This window comes from Mycobacterium sp. ITM-2016-00318, assembly GCF_002968285.2.
Classification (GTDB): Bacteria; Actinomycetota; Actinomycetes; order Mycobacteriales; family Mycobacteriaceae; genus Mycobacterium.
In genome coordinates, this window is sequence record NZ_CP134400.1 from 5174226 (window position 1) to 5189688 (window position 15463).

The 15463-nt window shown below is 67.2% G+C and carries 9 protein-coding genes; 3 read left to right on the forward strand and 6 right to left on the reverse strand.

What is annotated here, in order from left to right:
• Positions 1 to 15 precede the first annotated feature (15 nt).
• The 3 genes from C6A82_RS25500 (at position 16) to katG (ending at position 3714) form a co-directional block, all read left to right on the forward strand.
• On the forward strand, positions 16 to 933 hold the full coding sequence (locus C6A82_RS25500) for an MBL fold metallo-hydrolase (protein WP_105345979.1): 918 nt from the start codon (positions 16 to 18) through the stop codon (positions 931 to 933).
• Between the two features lie 69 nt (positions 934 to 1002).
• Positions 1003 to 1431 (forward strand): Fur family transcriptional regulator, encoded by a 429-nt coding sequence (locus tag C6A82_RS25505; RefSeq protein WP_199193806.1) that lies wholly within the window; start codon positions 1003 to 1005, stop codon positions 1429 to 1431.
• Between the two features lie 39 nt (positions 1432 to 1470).
• Positions 1471 to 3714 carry a catalase/peroxidase HPI gene (gene katG / locus C6A82_RS25510; protein WP_311101537.1) on the forward strand — a complete coding sequence of 748 codons (2244 nt, stop codon included), beginning with the start codon at positions 1471 to 1473 and terminating at the stop codon, positions 3712 to 3714.
• A 70-nt stretch (positions 3715 to 3784) separates the two neighbouring features.
• Here the strand turns inward: katG and C6A82_RS25515 are convergent, their stop codons facing one another.
• From C6A82_RS25515 to C6A82_RS25540, 6 genes are all read right to left on the reverse strand, one after another.
• Positions 3785 to 5338 (reverse strand): acyl-CoA carboxylase subunit beta, encoded by a 1554-nt coding sequence (locus tag C6A82_RS25515; protein WP_105345827.1) that lies wholly within the window; start codon positions 5336 to 5338, stop codon positions 3785 to 3787.
• Entirely contained in the window at positions 5335 to 10626 is a 5292-nt protein-coding gene (gene pks13, locus C6A82_RS25520) for a polyketide synthase Pks13 (protein WP_105345844.1), read from the reverse strand. Before pks13 ends, C6A82_RS25515 begins: the two co-directional genes overlap by 4 nt.
• 168 nt (positions 10627 to 10794) lie before the next feature.
• Positions 10795 to 12684: a long-chain-fatty-acid--AMP ligase FadD32 gene (fadD32, locus tag C6A82_RS25525; protein ID WP_105345829.1), complete on the reverse strand. Its 1890-nt coding sequence runs from the start codon at positions 12682 to 12684 to the stop codon at positions 10795 to 10797.
• 251 nt (positions 12685 to 12935) lie between these two features.
• Entirely contained in the window at positions 12936 to 13940 is a 1005-nt protein-coding gene (locus C6A82_RS25530; RefSeq protein WP_105345831.1) for a cutinase family protein, read from the reverse strand.
• Positions 13941 to 13951: 11 nt separating this feature from the next.
• Positions 13952 to 14434: a DUF732 domain-containing protein gene (locus C6A82_RS25535; protein WP_105345832.1), complete on the reverse strand. Its 483-nt coding sequence runs from the start codon at positions 14432 to 14434 to the stop codon at positions 13952 to 13954.
• Positions 14435 to 14460: 26 nt separating this feature from the next.
• On the reverse strand, positions 14461 to 15339 hold the full coding sequence (locus C6A82_RS25540; protein ID WP_105345834.1) for an alpha/beta hydrolase-fold protein: 879 nt from the start codon (positions 15337 to 15339) through the stop codon (positions 14461 to 14463).
• Positions 15340 to 15463: the final 124 nt, after the last annotated feature.

The window sequence follows — 15463 nt, forward strand, 5'->3', positions numbered from 1 at the left end:
GTAGGGTGCTCAGGTGTGGTCGACCGCATCGAGTTGGGCGCCGCGACGCTAATCCGCGTCGTCGAATGGCAGGTCGGTCACCTGCCGCTGGCCCTCTTCCCGCAGACACCCCCCGAGGCATGGCGTGATCTCGCTGCGCAGTTCTCGCCGACGTTCTGGACCGACGAGGCCTGGCGGATCGCACTGCAGACCTGGGTCGTGGAGGTCGACGGGCTGACCGTGCTGGTCGACACCGGTGCGGGCAACGGCCGCGACCGCGCCGCGATGGCGCCGCTGGACCATCTCGACACCGACTACCTCGAAGCGTTGCAGCGGGCCGGCGTGGAAGCAGACGCCGTCGACGTCGTCGTCAACACGCATCTGCATTCCGATCACGTCGGGTGGAATACCAAGCGCGACAACGACTCCTGGGTGCCGACTTTTCCCAACGCGCGCTACCTCGTTCCGGAGGCCGACTACCGCCACTTCCATCCCGAGAACGCGAGCGGCAGGCCGCAGGCACGGACCGAGGACGAGCAGGGCCGCCGGGAGCAGAGCCTGGTCGTGTGGGCTGACAGCATTGCGCCGGTCGACGACGCGGGGCAGATCGAGCTGTGGTCCCAGGACCATCGGATCAGCGAATCGCTTCGGTTGCGGCCCGCCCCGGGGCACAGTCCCGGTTCGTCGGTGCTGTGGCTCGATGCGGGAAGGCCCGCCGTGTTCGTCGGCGACTTGACCCACAGCCCGGTGCAGTTGCACCGGCCCGACGATCCGTGCGCCTTCGACGAGGACCCTGTGGCCGCCGCGGTCACCCGCAAGCGGGTGCTGACGGATGCCTCGCGGCGGCGCGCGCCGGTGATTCCAGCGCACTATCCGGGGCACGGCGGCGCAACCGTGGTGGCGCGTGGCGACGCGTTCATGATCGACGACTGGCTGGAAATAAGCGCCCTGTAGATTTTCTTGACTTATTCCAGAAAAGGTACAAGACTTTCGAACGTGCCTACGGCGGAGGACTTCCAGCAGATGCTGCGGGGCGCCACCCTACGTGTGACCCGACCCCGCGTCGCGGTACTCACCGCGGTGCACGCCCATCCGCACGCCGATACCGACTCCATCATTCGCGCCGTTCGTGCCGATCTGCCCGACGTCTCGCATCAGGCGGTCTACGACTCGCTCAGCACGCTGGCGACGGCGGGCCTGCTGCGAAAGATTCAGCCGTCCGGTTCGGTGGCCCGGTACGAGTCACGGGTCGGCGATAACCACCATCACGTCGTCTGCCGGTCCTGTGGCGTCATCGCCGATGTGGACTGCGCCGTCGGGGAGGCACCATGCCTGACCGCGTCCGACGACGACGGCTCCCTTGCCGGCTTCTCCATCGACGAGGCCGAGGTCATCTACTGGGGCCTGTGCCCCGACTGTGCGCCCGCGCACACCTTGCGATCACAACCGTGATCACAGCCCGTAACACCCACCACTCCCGGAAGGAATGCTGTGTCATCTGATACATCTGACGCTCGCCCGCCGCACGACGACTCCAGGACGGCTAGTGACAGCGAGAGCGAGAACCCGGTCATCGATTCGCCGAAGCCGAAATCGCATGCTCCGCTGACCAACAGGGATTGGTGGCCGGAGCAGGTCGACGTGTCGGTGCTGCACAAACAGAACGAGAAGGGCAATCCGCTCGGTGCGGACTTCAGCTACGCCGAGGAGTTCGCCAAACTCGACGTCGAAGCGTTCAAACGCGACGTCATCGACCTGATCAACACGTCGCAGGACTGGTGGCCCGCCGACTACGGCAGCTACGCAGGCCTGTTCATCCGGATGAGCTGGCACGCCGCAGGCACCTACCGGATCTTCGACGGGCGCGGCGGCGCCGGGCAGGGCGCGCAGCGCTTCGCCCCGCTCAACAGCTGGCCCGACAACGCGAACCTGGACAAGGCGCGCCGGCTGCTGTGGCCGATCAAGCAGAAGTACGGCAACAAGATCTCCTGGGCCGACCTCATCGCTTACGCAGGCAACGCCGCGCTGGAGTCGGCCGGCTTCAAGACGTTCGGCTTCGCCTTCGGCCGCGAAGACATCTGGGAGCCCGAGGAGATGCTGTGGGGCCAGGAGGACAGCTGGCTGGGCACCGACGCACGCTACGGCGGCACGAACGACAGCGACCGCAAGCTGGCCGAGCCGTTCGGCGCCACCACCATGGGCCTGATCTACGTGAATCCCGAAGGGCCCGAGGGTAAACCGGATCCGCTGGCTGCGGCACACGACATCCGCGAGACCTTCGGCCGGATGGCGATGAACGATGAGGAGACCGCTGCACTGATCGTCGGCGGCCACACCCTCGGCAAGACCCACGGCGCGGGCCCGGACGAAGGCATGGGACCCGAGCCAGAGGGCGCCCCGATCGAGCAGCAGGGTCTGGGCTGGAAGTGCCCGTTCGGCTCCGGCAAGGCAGGCGACACGATCACCAGCGGCCTCGAGGTCGTGTGGACGAACACGCCGACCAAGTGGAGCAACGCCTACCTCGAGATCCTCTACGGCCACGAATGGGAGCTCACCAAGAGCCCGGCCGGCGCATGGCAGTTCGAGGCCAAGGATGCCGAGGCGACCATCCCGGATCCGTTCGGCGGACCCAACCGCAAGCCGACGATGCTGGTCACCGACATCTCGATGCGGGTCGACCCCATCTACGGCGAGATCACCCGGCGGTGGCTCGAGCACCCCGAGGAGCTCAACGAGGCGTTCGCCAAGGCGTGGTACAAGCTGATGCACCGCGACATGGGCCCGATCGAGCGTTACCTGGGGCCCTGGGTGGCCGAGCCGCAGCTGTGGCAGGACCCGGTGCCTGCGGTCGAGGGTCAGCTGATCGACGATGCCGACATCGCCTCGCTGAAGGGCAAGCTGCTCGATTCCGGTCTGTCCTTGCAGCAGCTGGTGAAGACGGCGTGGTCGGCGGCGGCGAGCTTCCGCGGCACCGACAAGCGCGGTGGCGCCAACGGTGCCCGGATTCGCCTCGAACCGCAGAAGAACTGGGAGGCGAACGAGCCTGCCGAGCTGGCTCAGGTGCTGCCGGTGCTCGAGTCGATCCAGCGGGACTTCAACAGCGCGGGCGGTAAGAAGGTCTCGCTGGCCGACCTGATCGTGCTTGGCGGTTCGGCGGCGGTCGAGAAGGCGGCGCGCGACGCCGGCTTCGAGATCGACGTGTACTTCGCGCCGGGTCGCACCGACGCGTCGCAGGAGCAGACCGACGCCGAGTCGTTCGCGGTGCTCGAACCGCGGGCCGACGGGTTCCGCAACTTCGTGCGTCCCGGCGAGAAGGCGCCCCTGGAACAGCTGCTCGTCGAGAAGGCGTACATGCTGAACCTGACGGCTCCGGAGTTGGCGGTGCTGATCGGCGGCCTGCGTGCGCTGAACGTGAACCACGGCGGCAGCAAGCACGGCGTGTTCACCGACAAGCCCGGCGTTCTGTCCAACGACTTCTTCGCCAACCTGCTCGACATGAGCACGGAGTGGAAGCCGTCGAAGTCGACGGAGAACGTCTACGAGGGTACCGACCGTTCCTCGGGGGCGGTCAAGTGGACCGCCACGGCGAATGACCTTGTGTTCGGGTCTAATTCGGTGCTGCGCGGCATCGTCGAGGTGTACGCGCAGGACGACAGCAAGGGCAAGTTCGTCGAGGACTTCGTCGCCGCCTGGGTAAAGGTCGTGAACAACGACCGCTTCGACCTGGAGAAGTAACTCCTCGCCTGATGCGACACCCCGCGGGCCTTACGGGCTCGCGGGGTGTTGTGTTTGCGCGAACCCGTGGCTAGATCGGCGTCAGGCCGTGCTTGCGCTGTACGCGACCGTGTTTCTGCTTGTCCCGCAACAGATGTAACGACTTACGCAGCAGCAGGCGGGTCTCGTGCGGCTGGATCACCGAATCGATGAATCCCCGCTCGGCGGCGATCCACGGCGTCGCCATGTTGAGGTTGTACCCCTCGATGAAGTCCGCCCGGATCTTCTGCACCTCCGGCGCCGTCGGATCCGGGAACCGCTTCACCAGCAACTGCGCGGCACCCTCGGCTCCGATCACCGCGATGCGCGCCGTCGGCCATGCGAAGTTCAGGTCCGCCGACAGTTGCTTGGAGCCCATCACCGCGTACGCGCCGCCGTAGGACTTGCGGATCGTGATCGTGATCTTCGGGATGTCGGCCTCGACGACGGCGTTCAGGAAGCGACCACCGCGCTTGATGATGCCGCCCTTCTCCTGCTCGACACCGGGCAGGAAGCCCGGGGTATCGACGACGAAAATCAGTGGCGTGTTGTAGGAGTCGCAGAACCTGATGAAGCGCGCCGCCTTGTCGGAGGCTTCGTTGTCGATCGCACCCGACATGAACATCGGCTGGTTCGCGATCACGCCGACCGGCCTGCCGTCGACCCGCGCGAACGCCGTGATGATCGCCTGGCCCTGCTGCGCGGCCACGTCGAACACATCGCCGTCGTCGAAGATCCGCAGCAGGATCTCGTGCATGTCGTAGGCCGTGTTGTCGGCGTCGGGCACGATCGAGTCCAGCTCGAGGTCGTGCGGCGTGATCTCCGGCTCCAGCCCCGGGTTGACGATCGGCGGGTCGTCGAACGTGTTGGCAGGCAGGAAGCTCAGGTAGTCGCGGACGTATTGGAACGCCGACTTCTCGTCGTCCACGACCTGATGGATGTTGCCGTAACGGGCCTGCGCGTCCGCGCCCCCGAGCTCGTCGAGCGACACATCCTCGCCGGTGACGTCCTTGATCACGTCCGGTCCGGTGACGAACATGTAGCCCTGATCGCGCACCGCGACCACCAGATCGGTCTGGATCGGCGAATACACCGCTCCCCCAGCGCATTTGCCGAGGATGATGGAGATCTCCGGCACGAAGCCGCGCAACAACTCGTGCCTACGGCCGAGTTCGGCGTACCACGCCAACGAGGTCACCGCATCCTGGATGCGCGCGCCGCCGGAGTCGTTGATCCCGATGATCGGGCAGCCCACCATGGCGACCCACTCCATCAGCTTGGCGACCTTGCGCCCGAACATCTCACCGACCGTGCCCTGGAACACCGTCTGATCGTGGCTGAACACCGCGACGGGACGACCGTTGATGCGGCCGTGTCCGGTGACGACACCGTCGCCGTACAGCGCGTTCGGGTCGCCGGGTGTCTTGCACAGCGCCCCGATCTCGAGGAACGTGCCCGGGTCGAGCAACGCATGGATGCGAGAGCGGGCGCTGGGAATACCCTTCTTCTCCCGCTTGGCGACGGCCTTCTCACCACCGGGTTCCTTTGCCAGCTCGAGCTTTTCGTGCAGTTCGCTGAGCAACTCCGCAGTGGTTTTCGTGGTCACTTCGCCTGCTTCTCCTGATCTTTCCGGCTGGCCTGGATGCGGTTGATCGCCTCGCTCATGTGCGCGCCGACCTTCGCGATGTACGGCTCGTCGATCGCCTGGATGTGCTCGCCCCCGATCGGCACGACCTCGAGATCGCTCACGAACTCGCCCCAGCCGCCGTCCGGCTTGCGGGTGGCGTAGCGCGGCTCGAAGAAGATCGCGTCGTCGTGGTAGCGGTCGGCCATGTAAAGCGTGACGTGCCCGTCGTAGGGCTTGATCTCCGCGGTCTCGAGCAGCCGGTTGTCCAGATACGACGTGCGCTGGTGTTCGATCACCCCGCCGGGGATCTCGACACCACTGGCCTTGACGGCCTCAAGCACGAACTGCACCTGGCCGTCGTCGTCGAGCTCCTCGAGCTGCTCGTAGGGGATCGCGGGCACCTGGACGTTGAAGGTGCGTTCGGCAAACCGCGCGTAACGGTCCCAGCGAGCCCTGGTCTCCTCCTTGGTCTGCGGCACCTCTTCACCGGCGCGCACCGTGTCGATCAGCCCGACGAAGCGCACATCCGCGCCCGCCTGCTTGAGCCCGATCGCGCATGCGTAGGCCATCGCGCCGCCCAGCGACCAGCCCGCGAGGATGAACGGGCCGTCGTGCATCTCCAGCAGCTTGGGCACGTACTCGGCGGCGCGCTCCTCGACGGAGCCCTCGACCCGCTCGATGCCGTACACCGGGGTGTCCGCAGGCAGTCGGTTCAGCAGCGGCTCGTAGACCACCGTCGAACCACCGGCCGGATGGAACACGAAGACCGGCACGGCCTTCGACCCTTGCTTCGGCGCACGCAGCGTCCGAACGAACCCGTCCAGCTCGCCCGCCTCGAGGTGCTCGCGGACGATGGTCGCCAGCGCCTCGATGGTCGGCGAGTTCTTCACGTCGTCGGCGGTGATGGTGCCCTCGGCACGCTCGGTCAGCCGCGCCGCGATCTTCTCGGCGGTCTCGTCGTCCACCGTGGGCAGCGCGTTGAAGATGCCGCCGGGTGACTTGCCGGTGACGATCGCCCACGTCGCGAACGTGACCCGCTCGGCGGCTTCGCGGGGCGGCACGTCGGCGCCGAGCGCCTCGGTGACGGCCTCCTGCGTCAGCACCTGCGCAGCCAGCCCGGCCGCACTTGGCTTGTCGCCGTTCGCGCCCGGGCCCGACGGGTCGGTCGGCGGCGGCGGAATCGGCACATCGGAAACCGGTGCATCAGACTGTGTTTCGGGCTCCGCCTGCGGATCGGCCACCGGCGTCGTCGCGGTGGTCAGATTCGCGCCGCTCAACACCGCCGCCTGCTCGGCGGCGATCTCCTCCGGCGTCTGCGTCTTCTGGTGCTCGGCCAGGTCCTCGACCTCGTCGCGGTGCTCGATCGCGTACTGGATGAGGCTCTCGACGTTGTAGAGGTTGGCGTCGCGCACCGCGGTCAGCTGGATCGGCGGCAGGTCGAAGTCGTACTCGACGCGGTTCTTGATCCGCACCGCCATCAACGAGTCCAGGCCGAGTTCGATCAGCGGCACCTCCCACGGGAGATCCTCGGGCTCGTAACCCATCGCACCGCCGACGATCGCGCCGAGCCGGTCATGGATGGTCTCACCGCTGTCCGGCGACCACTTCTCGAAACCGGCGCCCAGATTGGCGCCGCGGGTGAGGTGATCGCTGAGGATCTCCGCGTCGTCCTCTTCTTCCTGATGCGAGACCTCGGCCGGCGCCGCGGCGACCGCGACCCCTGTGGCCACGGCGGCAGGCAGCGCGCCGGCCTGACCGTCGCGGCTGACGACTGCGTCGTAGACGAGCGTGAACGACTCGTCGATGCGGGCATGCACCTGCACGCTCGCACCGCCGGGATGACGGGTCAGCGTCGTCACCAATCTGGCGCCCGCACCGGGCACCGCCCGCTGCTCCGACGCCGTCAGCTTGGCATCCGGAAGCACCTGCGACGCTGCGGCTTTCACCAGCCCGGCGAGGTCGGAAGCACCGTCCTTCGGGAAGTACTCCCACACATGGCGGCCGTCGGGCGTCGCCACGTGGTTACCCGGCATCGACGTCGAACTGTCGCCGGTGAACTTCGCCTCGAGCCAGTGCGGCTTGCGGCGGAAGCGGGTCAGCGGGATGTTCGCGTAGTCCAGCGCGCCTGCCAGGCCGCGAGACTTACGTGGGAACAGCGTCGTGAAGTCGAGGTCGTGGCCGTGCACGAACAGCTGTGCCATCGCCGCCGTCATCGAATCGACTTCGTCCTGCTTGCGCGCCAGCGTCGCGATCAGCTGCGCATCGTGCAGTCCGGCCGCCGCGGTGGTGAGCCCAACCTGCATGAGCGCAACGGGATTCGGCGCGAGTTCCAGAAACGTGGTGTGACCGTTGTCGACGGCGTTGCGGATGCCGTGCGTGAAGTACACGCTGTGCCGCAGGCCCTTCTTCCAGTAGTCCACGTCGTGGATCGGCTCACCGCCGGGGCGCAGATAGCTGCCCTCGTGCACGGTCGAGAAGTAGCCCATGGTCAGGGGCCGCGGCTCGATGCCCTGCAGTTCGGCGGCCAGCTCGCCGAGCAGCGGGTCCATCTGCTGGGTGTGGCTTGCGCCCTTCGTCTGGAACTTGCGGGCGAACTTGCCCTCTTTCTCGGCCCGCTCGATGATCGCGTCGACCTGCTCCGGTGGCCCGCCGATAACCGTCTGCGTCGGCGCCGCGTAGACACACACCTCGAGGTCGGGGTAGTCGGAGAACACCGTCTTGATCTCGTCCGCGGAGTACTCGACGAGCGCCATCAGGCGGATGTACTCGCCGAACAGCATCGCCTCGCCCTCGCCCATCAGATGCGAGCGCGAGCAGATGGTCCGCGTGGCATCGGCGAGCGTGAGCCCGCCTGCGAAGTACGCCGCCGCGGCCTCGCCCAGCGACTGGCCAACCACCGCACCGGGTTTGGCGCCGTGGTGCCTGAGCAACTCACCGAGCGCGACCTGGATCGCGAAGATGGTGACCTGAGTTGTCTCGATGCCGTAGTCCTGCGAATCGTCGAGTATCAGCTCGACGACCGAATAGCCGAGCTCGTCCTGAACCAAGGCGTCGACCTTGTTGATCCACTCCGCGAACACCTCGTTGCGGAGATAGAGGCTCTTGGCCATCTTGCGGTGCTGCGCACCGAATCCGGCCAGCACCCACACGGGCCCGTTGCTGACGGGGCCGTCGGCGCTGTACACATTCGGGCTCTGCTTGCCGTCGGCGACCGCGCGCAGTCCCTTGATCGCCTCGTCGTGATCGTGGGCCATCACGACCGCGCGGGAACGCCCGTGGTTGCGCCGCGACAGCGACCGGCCGATCGACTCCAGCGACGACTCACGCCCCTCGGGGCTGTCCATCCAATCGGCGAGTTCCGCGGCCGCCAACTTCTTGCGCGACGTCAGGAACGCCGAAACAGCCAGCGGCACAACCGGTGTGGGTGGCTGCTCGGCCTCCAGCTCCTCGCGGGCGACCTCGAGCAGACGCTTGGCCTCGTCGGTCATGCCCGGCAGTTCGGCCGCACCTTCACCGCCGTCGGTCTCGTAGGCATGCTGGCCGAAGAACTCGGCGCCTTCGTTCTCGGCCTCGTCGATGAACTCGCCGTATTCGTCCATCCGCACACCGCCGACGTACACGGCGTCGGCCTCAGGAGCGGCATGCTTGCCCGCCGCGACGTCCTCGGTTTCGGGCTGGGGCTCGACGAGGTCAGACGGCAGCACCTCGCGCAGCACCAGGTGCGCATTGGCGCCGCCGAAGCCGAAGCCCGAGACACCGGCGATGGCGTGTCCGCTGTAGCGCGGCCAGTCGGTGACGGTGTCGGCGACCTTCAGCCGCACACCCTCGAAGTCGATGTAGGGATTGGGGCCGCTGTAGTTGATCGACGGCGGCAGCTTGTCGTTGCGCAGTGCCAGCGTCATCTTGGCCAGGCTGGCCGCGCCTGCCGCCGACTCCAAGTGGCCTACATTGGATTTCACCGCGCCGAGCAGGGCGGGCTTGTCCACTGGCCGACCCCTGCCGACGACCCGGCCGAGTGCGTCCGCCTCAATCGGGTCACCGAGGATGGTGCCGGTGCCGTGCGCCTCGATGTAGTCGACAGTGCGCGGATCGATGCCCGCGTTCTTGTACGCCTTCCGCAAGACCTCGGCCTGCGCGTCGGGGTTCGGGGCGAGCAGGCCGTTGGACCGGCCGTCGTGGTTGACCGCGCTGCCTGCGATGACCGCGAGGATCTCGTCGCCGTCGCGGCGCGCGTCGGCCACCCGCTTGAACACCAACATGCCGCCGCCCTCGGAGCGGGCATAGCCGTCGGCGTCGGCGGAGAAGGACTTGATGAGGCCGTCGGGCGCCAGCACGCCGCCGACCTCGTCGAAGCCGACCGTGACCAGCGGGGTGATCAGAGCGTTCACGCCGCCGACGACGACGACGTCGGCTTCACCGGTGCGCAGCGCCTGCACGCCCTGGTGCGCGGCCACAAGAGAACTGGAGCACGCGGTGTCCACCGCGACCGACGGACCGCGGAAGTCGTAGAAGTACGACACCCGGTTGGCGATGATCGAGCTCGCCGTACCGGTGATCGCGTACGGATGCGCGACCGACGGATCCGACATCGCCAGGAAGCTGTAGTCGTTGGTCGAGCTGCCGATGAATACGCCGACGCTCTTACCGCGCAGCGACGAGGCCGGGATGCGGCCGTTCTCCAGCGCTTCCCACGTCAGCTCGAGCGCCATCCGCTGCTGCGGATCGATGTTGTCGGCCTCCATCTTCGACAACGCGAAGAACTCGGCGTCGAAACCCTTTATGTCGGAGAGATATCCGCCGCGGGTGCGCGCCTTGGCGACGCGTTCGGCGATCCGCGGCTCGTGGAGGAACTCCACCCACCGGCCCTCGGGCAGATCGCTGATGCCTGACCGGCCCTCCAGTAGCGCCTGCCACGTCTCGTCGGGCGTGTTCATATCGCCGGGGAACCTGGTGGCCAGCCCGACGATCGCGATGTCGTCGACTTCGCGGTCGCGGGACCAGTCCATATCGTCGCCTGTGAGGTCGACCTCCGGCTCGCCCTCGACGATCACCGTCGCCAGCGAATCGATCGTCGGATGGCGGAACGCGACGGTCGCCGTCAGCGTCACCCCGGTGAGGTCCTCGATGTCGCTGGCCATCGCCACCGCGTCGCGCGAGGACAGGCCGAGCTCCACCATCGGGGCGGAGTCGTCGATCGCGTCGGGAGCCTGGCCCGTCGCGTTGGAGACCCAGTTGCGGAGCCACTCGCGCATCTCCGTCACCGTCATATCGGTGCGCGGGGACGCGGCAGGGCCCTCGGGTGCCGGCGCGGCTCCGGTGTCTGATGTCGCCGCCGACGCGGCTCCGGTGTCTGATGTCGCCGCCGGCGCGGCTCCGGTGTCGGGGGCGTTCTGCGAATTCGGTTCTGTGTCAGCCATTTTCAGTCAGTCTGCAGTTCAGTCAGTTTCATCGGGGAAGGCATTGGCCACCCTCCCGCTGCGCAGGCTGCCGTCCAGGTACGCGGCGCGGCAGGCGCGGCGGCCGATCTTGCCGCTCGAGGTACGCGGGATGGCACCGGCCGGGGTCAGCAGCACGTCACGCACGGTGACGCCGTGGCGCACCGCGATCGCCGCCCGGATGGCGTCGGCGACCGGCGCCATGTCCATCTTGTGCGAGCCGGGCGCCCGCTCGCCGACGATCACCAGCTGTTCGGAGGTGTCGTCGAGATCGCGCTTCAGGCCCGCGTGCGCGTTCTCGAACACCTCATCGGGCAGCTGGTTGGCGGGCACGGAGAACGCGGCGACGTACCCGGTGCGCAGCGCCTTGGTGGATTCCTGCGCCGAGTACTCGAGGTCCTGCGGGTAGTGGTTGCGGCCGTCGATGATGACGAGGTCCTTGACGCGGCCGGTGATGTAGAGCTCGCCGTCGTGGTAGGCGCCGTAGTCGCCGGTGCGAACCCAGGTCGCGTCGTCGGTCGCGCCCTCGGCATGCGACGGGTTGGTGCGCGACTTGAGGATGTTCTGGAAGGTCGCGACGGTCTCCTCCGGCTTCCCCCAATAGCCGGTGCCCATGTTCTGTCCGCTGATCCAGACCTCGCCGATCTGGCCGTCGGGCAGCTCGGTCGCGGTCTCGGCGTCGACGATGACCGCCCACTCGGCGACACCCACCTTGCCCGCACCCGCCTGCGCCACCGCACTGGGTGAATCGGGTTCCACCTCAACGAATGTGCCGGTGTTCAGCGCTTCGCGGTCGACGGTGATGATCCTCGGGTGGTCACCCATCGGGGTCGTCGAAACGAACAGGGTCGCCTCGGCGAGTCCGTAAGACGGTTTGATCGCCTGCGGGGCGAACCCGTACGGGCTGAACGCCTCGTTGAACCTGCGCACGGTGGCAGCCGAGATCGGCTCGCTGCCGTTGAGGATGCACTTGACCACGCTGAGGTCCAGCTCCGGCTCGCCGTCCTTGGGCAGCCCGCGCGCCGCGGCGTGATCGAAGGCGAAGTTCGGCGCGACGGAGATCACGCCGCCGGTGTCGTCGGGCTGACGCGCCATCGCGCGGATCCACCGGCCCGGTCGGCGAACGAACGCTGCCGGTGTCATGAACTCGACGTAGTGACCGATCATCGGCGAGATCATCGCGGTGATCAGGCCCATGTCGTGGAAGAACGGCAGCCAGGAGACGCCCCGGTCTCCCTCCTCGCCTTCCAGCGCCTCGATCACCTGCACCACGTTGGTGGCCAGGTTCAGATGCGTGATCTGCACACCGGTCGGGATGCGCGTCGAGCCCGAGGTGTACTGCAGGTAGGCGATGGTGTCCTGCTCGACCTTCACCGGCTCCCAGGTGGCGCCGACCTCGTCGGGCACCGCGTCGACGGCGATGACACGCGGCCGCTCCTTGGCGGGCCTGCTGCGGAAGAACTTGCGGACACCCTCGGCTGACTCGGTGGTGGTGAGGATGGCCGACGGGTGGCAGTCGTCGATGACGGCGTGCAGGCGGCCGACGTGACCGGGCTCGCTCGGGTCGAACAGCGGCACCGCGATCCGGCCGGAGTACAGAGTGCCGAAGAAGGCGATGAGGTACTCGAGGTTCTGCGGGCACAGGATGGCGACCCGGTCGCCGGGTTCGGTCACCTGCTGCAGGCGCGCGCCGACGGCGCGGTTGCGCCTACCGAAATCGGCCCAGTTCAGATCCCGCGCGACACCCTCGCGCTCGGTCGAGAAGTCCAGGAACCGGTAGGCGAGCTTGTCTCCACGCACCTTGGTCCATCGTTCGACATGAAGAACCAGGCTGCCGTTGTCGGGAAACCTGATCTGTCCGTCCTTGAGGAACGGGTTACGGAACCCCATCTCACTCTCCTGTCAAACCACACTCGTCGCGATGCTGGAACGCGCGTGGACCTCTGGGGCGTCACGGCTGTCTTGAAGGACTCTGTTGTCCGCATGGACGCCGAGCCCCGCCCGATGGTACCGAGGCGTCGGTTTTCACCGCCGCAACACCCTATGAGCTGGACGTTTCGTCCGGCCTTCTGTCGTTAGTCTTAGTTATTTCTTAATGTTAGGCGACCGCTTCGCGCACACCAAATCTATGCGGTCACGTGTCAGCCATGTTTTGGACGCGGAGCGTTATCGATCACCTTCTGCGTCCAATCCAGCGTCCACGCCGTGGAGGGCTGGCCGCCCAGATTCCAGAACTGCGTGGTGGCGTACAGGGCGTGCACGGGCTGCCCGGCCCCGCCCGCGAGAATCTCGAGCGTCTTCGGCAGGTTGGTGATCGAGAAGGCCTCCTCCGGCGCCGAGCAGATCAGGTCACCCGTCGCGCAGATCTCGTTGACGCGGTCGTTGAGGACACCGAAGCCGCCGGGACGCGGGCCCGTCATCGTCAATCCCATCGACGACAGCATCGGCACCTCGTTCAGCGTGATCTCGGCGCCCTGCCCGGGGGGGTTCGGCCCCACGTCCAGCCCGACACCGGTCTGCCTGCGACCGTCGGCGATCAACGTCGCGCCGAGCACCAGGTCGGCGTCGACCGGGCCGCGGCCGTTGCCGATGTCGCTGACCATGTCGCCCGCGATCACCGCCCCTTGGGAGAACCCGACGAGCACGTAGCTGGTCAGGGGGCAGCGGTTGTTCATGTCCGTCATGGCCTTGACGGCGTTGCGGGTGCCCTCGGCGCGGCTGTCGTTGTAGTTCATCTGGCCGTCGGACGACAGCGGATTGTGGAACTGGGCCGTGTAGGGAACCGTGTACACCTCGAGCCGGTCGGTGCCGAATTGGCCGCGGATCGGGTTGGACACGTTCAGTAGCAACGCAATCGGGAACTGCGTCGGGTTGAACGGGTCGAGTGCCGGTGATGACTCCCACGTCCCGGGGATGGAAATCAGCTGCACGTCGGGACAGCTCGCATCCTGGAACTCCGGACGGGGCTTACCCGTCGGTCCGCTCGTCGGCGGCACCGCCGACGGTGGAAGGGCGGTCTCCTCCTTGTCGGGCTGGCGGACCATGATCCACACGACCGCGACGACCAGTGCCACGACGAGCGCCATCGCCCCCGCTGCGATGAGCGCGAGTAACCGGTGGCGTTTCCGCCGACTGTTGGTAGCCAAGAATTTTCCTTTTAGCAGAGACGTTCGGTAGCGATCCGAATGTAGTCAGCGGTGAGGGCATCCACCTCTGAGGGCGGCGGCGCAATGGCATTCATCTGGTGGCTGCGCGCATCACCGCGTACCAGCGGCGTCACATAGTCGCGAACGGCCGCCTCCGATTGTTTGGCCGCGCGCGCCTGGCAGACGTAGGACCCGATGCTCAACGCGAGCAGATCGGTCGACGGCCGAACACCGGCGGCCTCCAGCGCTTCGAGATAGGACCGCTGCTGCGCGGTCACCGTCAATTTGGTGGGTTGCGAGCCTTCGGCCCGCGGTCCGACGATCTTCTGCGGCTGGGCCCTCGACTGCATCGTCGACGGCGGCACGGACATGGTCGGCAGCATGCCGTCACCGGAGGTGCATCCGGTGAGCAGCGCAGTGACAGGGGCCACGAGCGACGTCGCTACGGCGACGCCACTGGACCACCTCGGCCAACGCCGAACCGTCTGCTGCACTCCTCCAAGGTACCGGCGTTAGACAGTCACCTGATCGTGGTGACGAGTTCGCCGGACATGGCGGCGAGTTGCGGACCCCACGTGCCCCAGTCGTGTTGCCCGCTCGGCGGGAAGTCGAAGTGCGCGTTGTGGCCGCCGACGGCGCGGTAGTGCTGGTAGAACTCGCGGTTGGTGCCCTGGGCGATGTCGCAGTACCCGATCATGGCGGCGGGATCACTGCACCCGAGGGTGGTCGGAGCGAAGACCCACAGCCGGGTGTTGTTGTCGGCCAGTAGCTGGACGTGCACATTGGGCGAATGCCATTTCCACCGGCCGAGTTGTGGCAGACCCCACATGTTGCGGATGTCGACCCCGCCGTACTGGGCCAGCCCCGCCGTGATCGCGCCGTCAACACCGGTGCGCTCAGGTGCGACAAAACCAGACAGCGAACCTGCGTAGCGGTACTTGTCGGGGTGGAAGGCCGCCAGCGCCAACGCGCCGTATCCGCCCTGGGCGGCGCCGACGACGCCGTGCCCGTTGGGGGCGAGCCCCTTGTTGGCGGCCAGCCAGGCGGGCAGCTCATCGGCGAGGAAGGTCTCCCACTGCCTGCTGCCGTCCTGCTCCCAGTTGGTGTACATGCTCCATGCGCCGCCCGCCGGGGCGGCCACCGAGATGCCCTTGCCCGCCAGCGTGTTGAACGCGCCCGCACCTACCCAGTTGCTCACGTCGGGACCCGCGTTGAACGCGTCGAGCAGAATGACGGCGTGCGGGCCACCGCCCTGGAAGGCGACGGGAATGTCGCGGCCCATGGCCCCGGACGGCACCATCAGCATCTCAACGCCGTCGGCCTTGGCGACCGGTGCCACCGCCGACCACAGGCCCGCCGCAAGCACCACCGACATGACCGCTCGAATCATCCCGCGCATATACCCACCCTCACCGTTGGCTTTCCCCGCGCAATGCAGTGAACCACATCACCAGGCCGTCGGTGAAACAACTGACGGCGGTGACCCCGAGGGATCACCGCCGCCAGTACGTAGCGCTGTTTTA